We start from the raw sequence: 17071 nt of genomic DNA on the forward strand, positions 1-17071 counted from the left end.
CAGTTTTCTTTTCTCTCTTTCAGGATGAATCATGTTAAATCCCTCGCCGCATGGCTGGATATCTCAATATTTTATTGGTTTCTTTTTTGCCTATGGCGTTTACCTCCCTTTTTGGGCGCTGTGGTTTGAAAACCAAGGCGTATCAGCAACGGATATTGGCCTACTCATCGGTATAGGTTTTGCGACTCGTTGTGTGGCGAACCTTGTCATCACGCCGCGTATTCATAAGGTAGAGCACTTGTTGCCAACATTGCGTTGGTTAAGTTTAGCGGCGCTGTTATTTATAGGTTTCCACTTCTTTACCGGCGGTAGTTTCTGGTTGATGGCGTTAGCCACCGTGTTATTTAACCTCTGTTGTGGCCCTGCAATACCGTTGTCAGATGCAATGGCGAACTACTATGCTCGTCTACAAATGTTGGATTATGGCCGTACTCGCTTGTGGGGATCGGTCGCGTTTATTGGAGGTTCAACGGTAGTTGGTCTGCTTGTGGCAAGTTACGGTACGGATATGATTCTGTACACCGCGTTGGCGGGGATATTTGTGTCGCTGCTGCTGAGTCTGCGCAACCCGAATCCAATGCCTGTTACCGTCAGTGAGGAGCATGCCGAGCGCCCTAAATTGAGCCAATTACTGCGCGAATGGCCAGTGATTAAATTTTTGCTGTTAGTAGCGCTTATTCAAGGAAGCCACGCTGCCTACTACAGTTTTAGTTCTATTTATTGGAAAAGTGCTGGTCACTCTGAAGAGCTAATTGGTTATTTATGGAGCCTAGGTGTGGTTGCCGAAGTGGCTGTGTTTGCTTTGAGCAAGCGTTTATTTTCTGGTTGGTCACTACGCGCCTTATTTGTGGCGGCAGCTATCGGTGTTATTGCGCGGTGGGGCTTGATGGCTTCGACAACGGCTATCGTTGCATTAGCGGCCATCCAGTTATTGCATGGCGTCACTTTTGCAATGGCACATATTGCCGCTATTCAATACATTCAACATGCGCCACAAAATAAAATGGTGGCTTTGCAGGCGTTGTATAACGCAATTCCACTGGGTGCATTTATCGCCTTGATGACCACCTTGAGTGGGTGGGGTTATGAGAACTGGGGCGCGAACGTATTTTGGGCAATGGCGTTGATGGGTGCGTTGGCATTGTTCATCAAAGTGGAGCCGGCTCAATCGATAGTGAAAAGTCAGGGTGTGAAAGCGGAGCCTGAAGCACAGAATTAACCTCAACAGACAGAGATTATACCCAAACCACTTGAAGTTGCAGGTAGGCGGCAAGTGAGTTCATCCCCATGAGCATAGATAAACTGTGTGATTGGGGGGAGCGAATGTAGTCAACATCGCTGCAGCTTCAAGTAGGAAGGGGATAGATAAGGATATCGAATGCAAGGATGGATCGTTGTTCCTGTTTCACTCGCTTACCTAGGTGTACTGTTTCTCGTCGCTTGGTACGGTGATCGGCAAACCAAGTGGTTGGCGAAATGGCGACCGTGGATCTATAGCCTATCGATTGCGGTGTACTGTACTTCTTGGACTTTCTACGGCACGGTCGGTCAAGCAAGCAATAACCCTTGGTCATTCCTACCTATCTATATTGCGCCTATTTTAGTTTTTACATTGGGCTGGCGCATGCTTGCCCGTTTGATTCTTATCGCCAAGCGTGAACACATTACCTCTATTGCTGATTTTATCGGTGCTCGTTATGGCAAATCGCAAGGATTAGCGGTTGCCATTACCCTTATTGCCGTGGTCGGCATTTTGCCCTATATCGCGTTGCAGCTGCGTGGGATCACCATGGGGCTCAATATCGTTGCGCCCAATTTGGCTGAACAATTTGGTTATCAGGATTACCACGTATCATGGTTTGTGGTCGCTGCATTAGCGGTATTTACCATGCTGTTTGGCACGCGTCATATCGATAATACGGAGCACCACCGCGGTATGATGATGGCCATCGCCTTTGAGTCGATCGTTAAATTATTCGCCTTTCTAGCGGTTGGAGTATTCATCGTCTATTTAGCTTGGCAACGGGATAGTGTTGATTTACAGACGATTGCAGAGCAAACCTACCAAGCACCGAATTGGCCAACACTGCTGATCCACACCCTGCTCACCATGATGGCTATCATCTGTCTACCGCGTCAGTTTCATACTATGGTGGTGGAAAATGAGCGAGCACAAGATCTACATACCGCGCGTTGGTTGTTCCCCTTGTATTTGATTTTGATGGGGCTATTTGTCCTGCCCATCGCTTGGGTCGGTCAGAGTCTACTCAGTGGCAGTCCGGCAGATACTTATGTGATCAGCGTACCGATGTCTGTTGGCGCTGAAAATATTGCGTTGTTGGCCTTTGTCGGAGGTACTTCAGCGGCGAGTGGTATGGTCATTGTATCGACGATTGCCTTAGCCATTATGGTTTCTAACGACTTGGTGATGCCGTTACTTCTTCGGCGTATGCGCTTAACTCAGCGTAATTATCGTCATTTCTCTGGTTTGTTGCTGATTATTCGCCGAGCGTTAATCTTGCTGCTGCTATTTGGTGCATGGGGCTTTTATCAAGCGTTGGACTCTATTCGCTCATTGTCGGCGATTGGCTTTCTATCATTTGCCGCGATTGCACAATTTGCCCCAGCATTGGTTGGTGGTATGTATTGGCGAGAAGGTAATCGTAAAGGGGTTTATGTTGGCCTTGCGGTAGGGTTTACCCTGTGGCTCATCACCTTAATGACTCAAACCGACATGCTGGCCGGAGACGCGCAGAGTAACTTGTTATTGTGGCTGATCACCCCTCCTGAAGCGTTGAGTTCGTGGGGGCTTGCGAATTCAGATTGGGGGATGGTGCTCAGTGTGGCGCTAAATACTCTGTGCTATGTCGTGGTGTCATCACTCACTCGCCCAAGCCTAAGTGAGCGCTTACAATCGGCGGCATTTGTCGGTACGCCACTACCAGAGAGTGAAAATATCAGCTTGTACCAAAGCCGCGTTACGGTGGCTGAGCTTGAAATGCTGGCCTCACGTTTTGTCGGACGAACGCGCGTACGCACTGCTTTTCGGCAATATTGGAGTTTGCAACGTGAAACCATGCTGCCAAATCAACAAGCACCATCGACTTTAATTCGTCATACCGAAAGGGTGCTGGCTGGTGTTTTTGGTGCATCGTCAGCCAAGTTAGTGCTCACTTCCGCCCTACAAGGTCGCAATATGCAGCTGGAAGAAGTCGCCACCATCGTCGATGAAGCGTCCGAGCTGTACGACTTTAGTCGCGGCTTGCTTCAAGGGGCGATAGAACATATTGGTCAAGGAATTGCGGTGGTTGATAAACAGCTACGGCTGGTGGCATGGAATCAACGTTATTTAGAGCTGTTTGAATTTCCGGCTGGGCTTATCCAAGTCGGGCGACCAATAGCGGATGTTATTCGGCACAATGCACAACAAGGTTTGTGTGGTCCGGGGGATCCTGAAGAACATGTGCGGCGTCGTGTTTATTACCTTGAGCAGGGGTCGCGTCATACCTCATCACGTATCCGCCCTGATGGACGAGTGATCGAAGTGCAAGGTAACCCAATGCCCGGTGGTGGTTTTGTGATGAGCTTTACCGACATCACTGTATTCCGCGATGCAGAACAAGCACTTAAAGAAGCCAATGAGACGCTAGAAGAGCGCGTGCATGAGCGAACTCAAGAGCTTGAAGCGCTCAATAAACGCTTGGTTACCGCAACCCAAAAATCTGAACAAGAGTCGCAATCCAAATCGCGTTTTTTAGCGGCTGTTAGCCATGATTTAATGCAGCCTCTTAATGCGGCGCGTTTGTTTGCTTCCTCATTGTCGGAAGTGGCGAAAGAGGCTGAAGAGAAAAAGTTAGCCGGTTACATCGAAAGCTCGCTCGAAGCGGCGGAAGATTTGATTGGTGACTTGCTGGATATCTCTCGTTTGGAGTCCGGTAAGCTTGATACTCATCGCTATAGTTTTGCGATTAATGACGTGCTTGCCAATCTTAATGCTGAGTTCAGTGCGTTAGCCAAACAGCAGGGGATTGATTTTACCTTGATCCCATCGTCACTTTACGTGATGTCTGATCCGAAATTACTACGCCGAGTCATACAAAACTTTCTTACCAATGCTTTTCGTTATAACCCACGCGGCAAAGTGCTGCTTGGAGTGCGACGAGTTGAAGGCCGAGTACGGATTGATGTGTGGGACAACGGGATCGGTATAGAAGAAGATAAACAGCAGGAAATTTTTGAAGAGTTCAACCGTGGTAGCCAGGTACGCTCTGATCAAGGTCTTGGTTTGGGGTTAGCGATCTCGAAAGGGATTGCTCATGTGCTTGGTCATCAAATTTCAATGCGCTCTTGGGCTGGCAAAGGGAGCGTATTTTCGATCACTCTGGATAAATCTGAGCCCGCAGAGCAACAACCAGAAGTGCCGACCGCACAACAAGCTCAATCAGATCTCAATCATTTGCGCGTGTTGTGCGTGGATAACGAACCCGATATTTTAGTGGGAATGGAAGATTTACTAGCAAGGTGGGGATGTGATGTGAAGGTCGCCGTTGATTTGATGCAAAGCTTAAAAGCATTGGAAGATAACTGGGTTCCAGACGTGATTTTATCGGATTACCGTTTAGATAATGGGCGCACTGGCTTAGAAGTGTTGCAGCAGTGTCGTTTGCGCCTAGGCGACTGTTTTGAAGGCGTTATCATCAGCGCGGATCGCACCGATGATATGCTGGAAGGCATTAAATCAAACGGATTCAGTTTTATCCCTAAACCTGTTAAACCACTGAAATTGCGAGCGGTATTGAATCGCGTGAGCTAATGATGCCAATCGGAGCGATATGATACAAAAAGCCGATGCAGAGCATCGGCTTTATTGTTATCAACATTATCTGTACTTCAGAGCTAATCCCTACAATTGAACTCGTCAGTGTCCGTGATTAATGGTCGTGAGCTTGGCCTGCACCTTTAGGGAAGCGGATAGACTCAACCATATCTTGTACTTCTGTTGGCACTTCTGCGGTGAACTTATTGACCACAATCGAGACCACGAAGTTCAAACACATACCTAGCGTACCAATCCCTTCTGGACTGATACCGAATAGCCAGTTGTCCGGAGTGCTGGCCGCTGGGTTGATAAACTTGAAGTAGATGATGTAAGCCGCAGTGAAAGCAATACCTGCCAACATACCTGCAATCGCCCCTTCTTTGTTCATCTTCTTATAGAAGATACCTAGAATGATGGCAGGGAAGAAGGAGGCGGCTGCCAAGCCGAAGGCAAATGCCACCACCTGAGCTACGAAGCCGGGGGGGTTAATACCCAAGTAACCCGCACCAACAATGGCGACTACCGCTGCAAGACGAGCAGCCAAGAGCTCTTGTTTGTCGGTCATATCAGGTTTAATGCCTTTCTTCAGCAAATCATGCGAAATGGATGTTGAGATAACCAACAATAGACCTGCCGCTGTTGATAGTGCCGCTGCTAAGCCACCAGCCGCCAGTAAGCCCACAACCCAGTTCGGTAGTTTTGCAAGCTCTGGTGATGCTAATACAATGATGTCACGGTTGATTTTCATCTCGTTACGTTCATCGCCAGAATAGAACATTCTGCCATCGCCGTTCTTATCTTCCCAACCGACAAGACCTGTGCTTTCCCAGTTTTTGTACCAGCTTGGTGCTTCTTCACCCGGTACACCTTGCATGTCTGGACCGTTAATAGTGTCGATCATGTTGACGCGAGCAAATGCCGCTACGCCAGGTGCCGTGGTGTAAAGTAGTGAAATAAAAAGTAGTGCCCAACCTGCAGAGATACGTGCATCGCGTACTTTTGGTACAGTAAAGAAGCGAATAATAACGTGCGGTAGACCTGCTGTACCAACCATAAGTGCTGCACAGATAAAGAACACATCGACCATGCTCTTATTACCTTCGGTGTACGCGGTAAAGCCAAGCTCTTGCGTCAGACCGTCCAGTTTATCGAGTAAGTACACATCTGAGCCGGTGATGGTCGAACCCATACCAATTTGTGGGAACGGGTTACCTGTCATCATAATCGAGGTAAAGATAGCTGGCACAAGGAAAGCGAAAATGAGTACACAGAATTGAGCAACCTGCGTATAAGTGATGCCTTTCATGCCGCCAAGTACTGCGTAGAAGAACACAATACCCATACCGATGATGATCCCCATGTTGATGTCTACTTCAAGGAAGCGAGAGAACACCACACCCACACCACGCATTTGACCAGCTACATAAGTGAAGGAGATAAAGATGGCACAGAACACCGCAACCATGCGCGCGGTTTTTGAGTAGTAACGTTCGCCAATGAAATCTGGCACGGTGAATTGACCAAATTTACGAAGGTAAGGTGCTAAACAAAGCGCCAGTAATACATAGCCGCCCGTCCAACCCATCAAGTACACCGCACCGTCGTAACCGACGAATGAAATGATACCTGCCATAGAGATAAACGATGCTGCCGACATCCAGTCAGCTGCGGTTGCCATGCCGTTAGCGACAGGGTGAACACCGCCCCCTGCAACGTAGAATTCACTGGTGGATCCTGCGCGAGCCCAAATTGCGATGCCGATATAAAGTGCGAACGTAATACCGACAAGAATAAACGTCCAAGTTTGAATATCCATTTCTAAAACCTCTTAGTCTTCCTGTACGTTATATTTCTTGTCGAGCGCATTCATGCGCGCAACGTAAATAAAGATTAAGGCAACAAAGGTGTAGATTGACCCTTGTTGTGCGAACCAGAATCCTAATTTAAAACCGCCTAAATGAATCGTATTGAGCGCATCGACAAATAAAACGCCAGCTCCATACGATACCAAGAACCACACCGCTAAGAGTGATCCCATTATTCCTAAGTTTTCCTTCCAGTAGGCTTGCGCGTGTTCTGTAGATTCGAACGACATGGCCTTCTCCTTCCGTTTGCATATGGTGATATTTATCGTGTTAACGTAATGTTACATGCTTAAGATAGCAGCGAAAAATCAACAGATCTGTGCAACTTTAGTCGGGCGTTGGAAAACAAAAAGCGCCCGTAAAGTGGGCGCTTAGTGGTAGATAAGGTGAAAATCTCAATGTTAACGTTTTGTTAACTTAGCCTAAGGTCTAAGGTTAGAAATAAAAATCTTTAATGCCGAGCAATAAATTATTAACCGCTACTGCGGCAAGGATCAGGCCCATGACACGACTGATGATTGCAGCTCCTACATTGCCAATTAAGCGCTGAATGGTGGTCGCACCGAGTAGAAGCAATAAAGTGATGATTAGAACGACGAGCATGACAGCGGCTGTAATACTTTGATCGGCAAAAGAATATCGATGATTATCGGTCAGTAAGACGATAGCCATCATGGCTCCGGGTGAGGCTATCGATGGAATAGCCAGCGGATAAACGGCAAGATTTGCCAGTTCCGAGCGGCTCATCTCTTTCATCAGCTTTTGTTCTTGTTCCGGTTTGCTTTCACCAAAAATCATGGTGAGAGCGAACAAAAGCAGTACTAGTCCACCAGCAGCTTGAAAAGCAGGGAGGGGAATTTGCATCGCTTCGAGCAACATTTGCCCTACGGCTAGGAAAAACAGCAGTACCCCAGCTGAAATTGCGATAGCTTTTAATGCCACTAACCGCCTTTGTTTAGGGGTTAAATGTTGTGTTTGCGAAAGATAAACAGGCACAGAACCTATAGGGTCGATGACTGCCCATAAAACGACGAATTGAGTAACAAGGATACTTAGCAACAGAGATGCCTCCCAGAGTTGGGCCTCAAGCAATGACTATAAAATCATTGGGTTTGAGTACGTGAAACAGAGGGATAAATACGGCTGCAAAATGCAGCCGATGGTCATAACATCAAAATAATGATGAGCCTAAGTATAGCGAGCAATCTAAGGGGCGTGTTAGCCCTTTGTTAGTCTTATTGCTCAGTTTCCATCTGTTGTAGCAAAATTACCGCTTGGGTGCGGTTTTTTACCCCCAACTTACGGAAAATAGCGGTCATGTGTGCTTTGATGGTTGCTTCTGAAACATGCAGTTCATAAGCGATCTGCTTATTTAGCAAGCCGTCAGATAGCATACCCAGCACTTTATATTGCTGAGGCGTAAGGGCGGCTAATTTTTCGGCCAAATCATTACACGCGGCTTTATTGGTAATTAAGCCTTCAGGGAAGAATGGGTCACCAGCTAATACCTGATTTAAGGCGTTAATCAGGGCGCGCATATCACTTGATTTAGGAATGAAGCCAAAAGCGCCGTGGCTTTTTACTTGTGATACCACGGAGGATTCTTCACTGGCAGAGACAACCACAATCGGTAAATCAGGGTACTCCGCTCTTAAATGAATCAACCCCGACATACCATTGGCTCCCGGCATTTTTAGATCCAGCAGTAGCAAGTCTGGCTCGGGCTCTTTCTCAAGCAAGGCGAGCAGTGCATCAAGCGAGTCAGCTTCGAGTAGATTGGCGCCACTTATCGCCATATGCACGGATTGAAACAGAGCATTACGGAATAATGGGTGGTCGTCAGCAATAATGATGGTGTAGGTCGAATCCATGACGTTTTACACTTTTAACAATTTCGTTAAATAGATTATTGTCCGCGATGGCTTATTGAACAATCGTTATGCGTTAAAAGTCTGAACCTTATCCACTTTTATCTGAGACAGAATGAATATTTACCGCTCGTTTGTTTTGGTCTTCAAACGAGCGGCTAACAAGGCTAACGTTTCGTTTAAAGTTGGTGGTCAGCGAGATGCGTTAAAAAGCGATCAGCGCGCATAAAACCAGTAATTCGAGCACTTGGAAGTGCTTCACCCTGTGCGTTCCAAAACTCAATCGTTGGTAAGCCGAGCACTCCCATTGCTTTTAGTAGCTCAATATCTTGAGGTTGGTTGTTGGTCACGTCAGCTTGCAATAACACAAAGTGCTGTAGCTTTTGTTCCACCTCTTGTTGGTGGAAGGTGTACTTCTCAAATTCTTTGCACGCCACACACCAGTCGGCGTAGAAATCGAGCATGACGGGTTTGCCCGCCATTTTTGCTTGGCTCAGTTGCAGGTTTAGTTCAGACACATTATTGATGCGAATAAACTCAATACTAGGTTGCTGTTGGCTAGTTTGCTGATCATGTCCAAACCATATATCAAGCGCAGGTTGCGCAGAAGCAAATAGCCCAAGCACCGCAATAATGCCGATAACACTCTGTTTCCAACCGCCAAAAGGCAGGGTGTTTTTGCAATGATAAAGCCAGCCAAAAGCGACGATACCTAGTGCTGACCACAGCGCTGTTGACCAGAATTCTGGTAGTAGGCGTTCAAGCAAAAATATCGGAGCTGCAAGCAATATAAAACCGAACAGTGTTTTGACTTTATCCATCCAGCCGCCAGCTTTGGGCAGTAGTTTGTTACCAAATACGGCCACTAGCATTAGTGGGATTCCCATCCCCATCGCTAATGCATACAGCGCAACACCACCAGTGAGTAAGTCACCACTTTGAGCCACATACAGCAATGCACCCGATAGCGGTGCGGTAGTGCAGGGTGAGCAAACTAAACCCGAAATAGCACCCATAGCGAATACACCGGCACTGTTTCCACCTTGCTGTTTATTACTGAGGTTATTGAGCCAGGTTTGTATGCCACTTGGAAGTTGAATGGTGTAAAGACCAAACATCGAAAGGGCGAGTAATACAAACAAGGCACTGAGGCCAATCAACACATAAGGATGTTGCATCGCCCCTTGAAATTGTAAACCAGCTGAAGCGACAACAAGGCCGAGCAAGGTATAGGTTAAAGCCATACCTTGCACATAAATAAACGATAAACCTAGCGCACGGCGATGGGAAAGTTTACCGCCACCCAACACAATACTGGTCAAAATTGGGTACATAGGCAATACGCATGGTGTAAAAGCAAGGCCAACCCCAAGCGCTAAAAACAGTAATGGCGTCCACCAGTTATCTGCCAAGCTAGAGGCGAGGCTATCTTGCTCTGTGGTAGGAGGTGTTTTTGTTGTTGAAATAGGTTGAGGCTTCGATGCTGCTGGTGGTGCAATATTGGTGCTGGCAATCGCTTGCAGATCAACTACCCGAGTTTCTGGTGGGTAGCAAAAGCCAGCCTTTGCACAACCTTGATATTGCACCATTAGCTTGCCATTGGTCTGCACATTATCAAGTGCTACATTCACAAACAGAGGCTGAGTGTAGATCTTTACATCACCAAAAAACTCATCGTGATAAGGCTGACCATCGACCATATCGATTTTGCCGACAGTCGCGTTTTCTCCGCTGATACTGATACGGTCTTGGTACAGGTAGTAACCCTCTTTTACCTGCCAATCAATGAAGACTTGGTTTCCCTGCTGATAAGCATTAAATGGGAAAGCTTTATCAACTGGAACAAATTGATTATTAGACGAAGCAAGGCTAATGGTATTGCTATTGTCAAATGGGTTGTCGTTACCAAACACGGCTAATGCGGGTTGAGAGAGGGTCAATAAACCGAGTAGTAAAAAGGAAAAGAATGAGCGCATAAAAAGTCGAGTCTTCACAAGGTTAGAGGCATCTTAACCCAATCAGACCGATTGTAGGTGGAATAAGTTTCATCAAACCGTAAATGTTTTGCTGATTCAGTAAACCCTGACAAGGCTTAGAGGATTGTTCAATGACGGAAATTAAAAACAGTAAACAACCCACCTTCTAATAAAGGGGATTATTTACTGCTGGCTGTTGGTTGCATTCGATTTAACGCACACCAAGGCGTGCTTTCACAACTGTTTCACAGGCATCAATATTGTTGGTGTCTTTAGGGATAATTAATACCGTGTCGTTGCCCCCTACGGTACCTAAAATTTCTGTGTGTGGGTCAATATCAACCAACCGCGCGACTAATTGTGCGCTACCGGGGTGAGTTTTTACAACCACCATCGATTGGTTATGGGTGATAAATTCAATTTGCGATGAGATAGAGGATTCAACTCGAACCGGTGCAGTTTCTACGGTAATGCAGTACACTTTTTTGCCACACGCATTTTGCACTTTTACTACACCCAACTGGGAGAGTAAGCGTGAAACAGTGGATTGACTGATCCCTTCATAGCCGAGTTCGACCAATTTAAGTCGAAGCTCATTTTGATTTGAGAAACTCTGCTGCTGTAACAGTTTTTTGCAAGCGGCAGCTAATGTTTTGTCATCGGTTTGCATTGCACCGTGGGGAATTTTTCTATTCACGGGCTGTTCCTTTCTATACGCGCAATGGCGTTTGAGGGTGTTGGTGATCCTTACCATGCCAGCACACTCCCAAAGCCATAGAGTGTGAGTTCATCTTGTTCATTTTGTGTGCAGTAGTGTGTCACGGTTGAAAAAATAAACTCGTTATCCCCTTATTACTTAACATGGCAGCGGTATTGATTTGCGTATTTGTAACTGCAAATTTTTTAGGGGGATATCTGAGTGAAACGGACCGTGATTATTCCTATTCATTAAATGAATACCACATTATGCCGGTAGAGTATCATTAATAAATTATCTTATTGTTGCTGGGGATCACCAAATAATAAACTGGATTGTTGGTGGTTGGTTGGTGTTTTATCTGGTTTTTATGGAATATTATTCATTGTGAAATGAATGATGTGAGCGGAGAACCCAACGCACTTGGCATGCGTTGGGTAAGTATGTGGAATTAGCGATGTTCGGTCATGATCTCACGAGAGAAAACTTTCTCGCAGTAGTGGCATTTAAGCTGGACACTTTCCTGTTTGCTCTGCACTTTAAAGCGGCTTGCGACAGGTTCACCGTGTGAAATACAGTTGCTATTTGGGCAACTGAATACCCCATCAATTCGTTCTGGTAGTGTCAAAGTCAGTTTGTTCACCACTTTGTATTCTTCAATTTGGTTGACGGTCGCTTTCGGTGCATAAAGTGCTAATTGGTTGGCTTGCTCTTTACTTAAATAGACGTTTTCAATCTTAATTAGGTCTTTATGACCTTGTGCTGAAGAAGGTAAGTTGAGGCCAATGGTTACACGCTGATTAGTTTCATTTAACTTAAACAAAGAGAGAATTTTGATCCCAAGGTTGGCAGGAATATGGTCAATTACGCTACCGTTACGAATCGCTTCAACTTGCAATTGGGTTTCTTTTACCATGATATTGTCTCCTGCTTATAGGTTTGGGTTTAGGACGAGAGCCAGTAGCGCTTCACGCGCGTACACACCGTTTTCGGCTTGTTGGAAGTAGTAGGCGTAAGGTGTTTTATCGACGTCGGTAGTAATTTCATCAACACGTGGCAGTGGGTGTAGCACTTTCAAATTATCACGCGCTTCTTTAAGTGTGTCAGTGGTGAGGATGTACGCTGATTTCATATGCGCGTATTCAGACTCATCAAAACGTTCTTTTTGTACGCGAGTCATATAAAGTACATCCAGCTCCGCTACGACTTCTTCGATATTACTGTGGGTACTAAAGCGAATGCCTGCCTCACTGAGTTCTTCACAGATGTAATCCGGCATGGCGAGCACTTCTGGTGCGATAAAGAAAAAGCGCACGTTGTTGAATTTTGATAACGCCTGAGTCAAAGAGTGTACGGTGCGGCCATATTTTAAATCACCAACGAATGCGACGTTTAGATTGTCGAGTGTGCCTTGTGTTTCGTAAATAGAGAACAGATCGAGCAAGGTTTGTGTTGGGTGCTGGTTTGCACCGTCACCACCGTTGACCACTGGGACACCGTTGGAAAATTCAGATGCTAAACGAGCTGCCCCTTCTTGTGGATGACGCATCACAAACGCATCAACATAAGAAGAAATGACTTGTACTGAGTCGGCCAAGGTTTCGCCTTTTTTGGCGAGAGAGGTGTTACCACCATTATCAAACCCAATTACAGTGCCACCCAAACGTTGCACCGCGGTTTCAAACGATAAACGAGTTCGTGTTGAAGGTTCGAAGAAGCAGCTTGCTACCACTTTATTCTTGAGCAGTTCTGGATTCGGTTCAGCCTTGAGCCTAGTTGTGGTATCTACAATCAGTTCCAGTTCTTTGCGGCTTAGTTCTGGAATGGAGATGATATGTTTATTAAATAACGAATGCGCCATAACGTGTCTTCCCTCTATGTCATTCTCTTCAGCGTAGGGTTGAAGAGAAATTTTGCTCAAAAAAAAGCCCCCTAAAATAGGAGGCTTCAAAAACGATCAAAACAGAAAAATAAAATGGCTAATTCCACCAGTGCCGGGCGTAATAAATGGCGTTGATAGTGACAGTATCGGTTCATTTTCTGCTCTGTTTTGACAAATTGCGAAGGATTATACGGACAAAAACCTGCCTTGCAATAGGGTTTTGAAAATATCCAAAAAATGGATTTTTATGCGAAATTGGCTCGTTTTTGTTGTGTTTTCAATTACGTTGCCAACACAAGCGTGAAGTGGTTTTTTTGGAATTTAGTGATGAAAAAAAATGCGAGCTTTATTCAAGCCCGCATTGAGTTAAATATCGAAGAGAGGGTAATGGCTGATTAATTACCTAAGGTTGCAACCATAATTGCTTTGATGGTGTGCATGCGGTTTTCAGCTTCATCGAACACGATAGAATACTCAGATTCGATCACCTCATCGGTCACTTCCACACCTTTTGCTAATACTGGGTACTCTTTGGCAAGTTGTTTACCAACGGTTGTGTCTTCACCGTGGAAAGCTGGCAAGCAGTGCATGAATTTCACATGTGGGTTGCCTGTGGCTTTAAGCATTTCCATATTAACTTGGTAAGGGAGCATCATTTCAATACGCTCAGCCCATGCTTCTTTCGCTTCACCCATTGATACCCACACATCGGTGTAAAGGAAATCACAGCCTTGAACGCCTTCTTGTACATCATCAGTTAGCGTGATTTTTGCACCGGTTTCCTGTGCGATGGCGCGACATTCAGCGACTAATTCATCGGTTGGCCAGAATGCTTTTGGCGCAACAAGGCGAATGTCCATACCCATTTTCGCAGCACCAACCATGAGTGAGTTACCCATGTTGTTACGCGCATCGCCTAGGTACGCAAATTTCATCTCATGCAGACGTTTACCGCGACCATGCTCGGTCATGGTTAAGAAGTCAGCCAAGATTTGCGTTGGGTGGAATTCGTCAGTTAAGCCGTTCCATACTGGTACGCCAGCATAAGCGCCAAGCTCTTCAACGATCTCTTGACCAAAGCCACGGTATTCGATGCCATCATACATACGGCCCAATACGCGAGCGGTATCTTTCATTGATTCTTTATGGCCGATTTGAGAGCCTGAAGGGCCTAAGTAAGACACTTGAGCGCCTTGGTCAAACGCCGCGACTTCGAATGCACAACGAGTACGAGTCGATGTTTTTTCAAAGATAAGCGCGATGTTTTTGCCTTTTAGGCGTGGCTGTTCGTAGCCGTTGTATTTGGCTTTTTTCAACTCAAGTGACAGATCCAATAAATGTTGGATTTCGCGTGGGGTGAAGTCTAGTAGTTTTAGAAAGTTACGATTGCGTAGGTTAAAAGCCATGATCTTATCCTCATTTGTAACGCTTTCCTCAGATGAGAGAATGGAAGAAAGCGTCAATATTTGTTTAAAGTTAAAAACAGATTCGGTTTATAAAATAGGTTTGCTCAACAACACGGTTAGTCACGAGTGATGTTGGTGCCCGCTTGGCCTTCTAGGATGCGTAATCCATCTTGAAGAGCACCAATGCCCACGACCTTGCCACCTTGTTTAATAAATTCACAAGAAGCTTCAATTTTTGGTCCCATGGAACCGGCATCAAATTGGTAGTTCGCAAGTTCGCTTGGTGTTGTGCTGCGTAGTGCATGTTGGGTTGGTTTGCCCCAATCAAGGTAGACAGCATCGGCATCGGTCAAAATAAGCAATGCGTCAGCATTCAATTGTTTGGCGAGGAATGCCGCAGACATATCTTTGTCGATAACCGCTTCGACACCAACTAATTTGCCGTTTTCGCGCTTGACTGGAATACCGCCACCGCCAGTACAAATCACTAGGTGACCTGCATCGATAAGTTGAGTGATTGCTTCGTGTTCAACAATGCCGGTTGGCTGTGGGCTAGGGACTACGCGGCGGAAATATTGGCCGTCTGGTTTGACGGTCCAGTGGTATTTTTCTGCTAATTCACGTGCTTCCGCTTCTTGGTAAACTGGGCCAATTGGTTTGGTTGGGTCTGCAAATGCAGGATCTTTTGGATCAACCGTCATTTGTGTCAACATGCAAGAGATGTTGCGTTCAGGCAGCATGTTTTTGAATTCTTGCATTAACATATAGCCAATCATTCCTTGGGTTTCACTGCCCAAGACGTCGAGTGGATATGGTGCGACTTTCTTGTATTCAAGACCTTGTAGTGCAAGTAAACCCACTTGAGGGCCATTTCCATGCACAAGCACTACGTTATATTCTTTAGCAATTTCGGAAATGGTCTTCACTGCAACTTCAATATTGCGACGTTGAACATCGGCTTCTAATGGCTCACCACGACGAAGCAATGCGTTTCCGCCTAATGCAACAACAACAGTTTGTTTGGTCATAATCATGTCTCTTTAAAGGTGAGTTGAGGCTCGCAGAGGAAATAGCCCCAACTCATTTGTTAACCAGTGAAAGTGGTGTTAGATACCGTCACGCTCAATTGGGCAGCTCATGCAGCGAGCGCCACCGCGGCCGCGGCCAAGTTCATCGCCTGGAATCGGCAATACTGTAATACCCGCTTTGTCGTATTTTTCGTTGGTGTAAGTGTTGCCTTCATAGCCAATTACCACACCAGGTTTAACGGTTAGAACATTGTTTGCATCGTTCCACTGTTCACGTTCTGCGTTGAAGTTGTCACCACCAGTAGTGATTAGGTTGAGTTTATCGACGCCAAGTGCTTTTTCGATGGCGGTAACGAAGTAACCTTCTTCTTTGACGTTAACGGCACCAGACTCATCGCCTGTTAGGGTCCAGCATTTCACATCTTTACGCACTACTTCTGGGTAAACTGAGAAGGTGTCTTCACGCATGTGTGTCATAACGGTATCTAAGTGCATGCAAGAACGGTGTTTTGGTAGTTCCATAGCAATAATTTGTTTAGCTTGGCCGTGTTTAAATAGGCCTGCCGCTAAGTGCTCAACGCCTTGCGCGGTTGTGCGTTCAGACATACCAATCAGTACCGCACCTTTACCAATCACTAGAACATCACCACCTTCAATGGTTGAGTTGTCGTAATTAATGCTTTCATCATCACCGAAGTATTTAATGAAGTCTTGACCTGCGAAGCTTGGGTGCCAACGGTAAATCGCACGGACATGGTTGGTTTCGCGTTGACGCGCAGGTTTGGCCATCGGGTTAATTGACACGCCACCGTATACCCAGCAAGAAGTGTCACGAGTAAATAGATGGTTTGGTAGTGGTTCGATAATGAAATCAGTTGGTGCATGTAAGCCTTGCATCATTGAAGAGGATTTCATTGGCATTTCAGCGTAAGACAAACCACCAGTCAGAATTTTTGCGAGTTCAAGGTTTGGTAAGTCGCTTAAGTAACAGCGCACGTCATTAGCAAATTTTTTACCAAGGCGGTAATCAGATACCTGTTTGGTTAGTAGCCAATCTTTCGCAACGGGAACGGCTAGTGTGTCGGCTAATAAATCGGTCAGCAGTAGGACCTCGACACCTTGATCGCGAAGCGTTTGTGTAAATGCATCATGTTCTTTGCCAGCACGCTCTACGGCTAAAACATCATCAAACAAAAGATCGTGACAGTTTGATGGCGTTAAGTGAGTGAGTGAACGTCTAGGGCGGTGAACAAGAACTCGACGTAATTGACCAATTTCAGAACCAACATATAACTTACTCATAATATTATCTCTCTTAATCTATATGTATTTATTCCATTTTATTTTTTTGAAATTTAATTCAACTTGTTTTGGATAAGTACATAATTATTTCTGTAGGGAATTCAGTATTAATTTGTTTGTTCACTTCCGTGTTCTGAAATTAATATTACCCTTGATTGAAAGATGTTCTTAGAGGTGCATCACAGAATGATTTATATTAAAAATGAACTGTAACCGTCTATTTTTAAC

General features: G+C 45.6%; 13 protein-coding genes. 2 read left to right on the plus strand and 11 right to left on the minus strand.

Annotated elements, in window-relative coordinates:
* The first annotated feature begins 31 nt into the window (after positions 1–31).
* Both HGG78_RS14170 and HGG78_RS14175 read left to right on the plus strand, forming a co-directional pair.
* Positions 32–1219 carry a 3-phenylpropionate MFS transporter gene (locus tag HGG78_RS14170; RefSeq protein ID WP_172533281.1) on the plus strand — a complete coding sequence of 396 codons (1188 nt, stop codon included), beginning with the start codon at positions 32–34 and terminating at the stop codon, positions 1217–1219.
* A 159-nt stretch (positions 1220–1378) separates the two neighbouring features.
* Positions 1379–4813 (plus strand): hybrid sensor histidine kinase/response regulator, encoded by a 3435-nt coding sequence (locus HGG78_RS14175; protein WP_172533282.1) that lies wholly within the window; start codon positions 1379–1381, stop codon positions 4811–4813.
* Between the two features lie 118 nt (positions 4814–4931).
* Here the strand turns inward: HGG78_RS14175 and HGG78_RS14180 are convergent, their stop codons facing one another.
* The 11 genes from HGG78_RS14180 to arcA form a co-directional block, all read right to left on the minus strand.
* Positions 4932–6635: a sodium:solute symporter family protein gene (locus tag HGG78_RS14180; protein WP_172533283.1), complete on the minus strand. Its 1704-nt coding sequence runs from the start codon at positions 6633–6635 to the stop codon at positions 4932–4934.
* Between the two features lie 12 nt (positions 6636–6647).
* Positions 6648–6914 (minus strand): DUF4212 domain-containing protein, encoded by a 267-nt coding sequence (locus tag HGG78_RS14185; protein ID WP_053309638.1) that lies wholly within the window; start codon positions 6912–6914, stop codon positions 6648–6650.
* Between the two features lie 205 nt (positions 6915–7119).
* A complete protein-coding gene (locus HGG78_RS14190; protein ID WP_053309637.1) occupies positions 7120–7743 on the minus strand; it encodes a MarC family protein in 624 nt (207 codons plus the stop codon).
* Positions 7744–7919: 176 nt separating this feature from the next.
* On the minus strand, positions 7920–8555 hold the full coding sequence (locus tag HGG78_RS14195; RefSeq protein ID WP_168520753.1) for a response regulator transcription factor: 636 nt from the start codon (positions 8553–8555) through the stop codon (positions 7920–7922).
* Between the two features lie 176 nt (positions 8556–8731).
* A complete protein-coding gene (locus HGG78_RS14200; RefSeq protein ID WP_172533284.1) occupies positions 8732–10528 on the minus strand; it encodes a protein-disulfide reductase DsbD in 1797 nt (598 codons plus the stop codon).
* 211 nt (positions 10529–10739) lie between these two features.
* Positions 10740–11198 carry an arginine repressor gene (locus HGG78_RS14205; protein ID WP_168523919.1) on the minus strand — a complete coding sequence of 153 codons (459 nt, stop codon included), beginning with the start codon at positions 11196–11198 and terminating at the stop codon, positions 10740–10742.
* 478 nt (positions 11199–11676) lie between these two features.
* A complete protein-coding gene (pyrI, locus tag HGG78_RS14210; protein ID WP_053309633.1) occupies positions 11677–12141 on the minus strand; it encodes an aspartate carbamoyltransferase regulatory subunit in 465 nt (154 codons plus the stop codon).
* Between the two features lie 15 nt (positions 12142–12156).
* Complete coding sequence (pyrB, locus tag HGG78_RS14215; protein WP_172533285.1) at positions 12157–13086, minus strand: aspartate carbamoyltransferase; 930 nt, start codon at positions 13084–13086, stop codon at positions 12157–12159.
* Positions 13087–13502: 416 nt separating this feature from the next.
* Positions 13503–14513 (minus strand): ornithine carbamoyltransferase, encoded by a 1011-nt coding sequence (locus tag HGG78_RS14220; RefSeq protein ID WP_053309631.1) that lies wholly within the window; start codon positions 14511–14513, stop codon positions 13503–13505.
* Positions 14514–14629: 116 nt separating this feature from the next.
* Positions 14630–15541 (minus strand): carbamate kinase, encoded by a 912-nt coding sequence (gene arcC / locus HGG78_RS14225; RefSeq protein WP_053309630.1) that lies wholly within the window; start codon positions 15539–15541, stop codon positions 14630–14632.
* Positions 15542–15619: 78 nt separating this feature from the next.
* A complete protein-coding gene (gene arcA, locus HGG78_RS14230) occupies positions 15620–16843 on the minus strand; it encodes an arginine deiminase (RefSeq protein WP_053309629.1) in 1224 nt (407 codons plus the stop codon).
* Between the last annotated feature and the right edge of the window lie 228 nt (positions 16844–17071).

The sequence above is a fragment of the Vibrio aestuarianus genome (genome assembly GCF_012395185.1).
GTDB classification, from domain to species: Bacteria; Pseudomonadota; Gammaproteobacteria; order Enterobacterales; family Vibrionaceae; genus Vibrio; species Vibrio aestuarianus.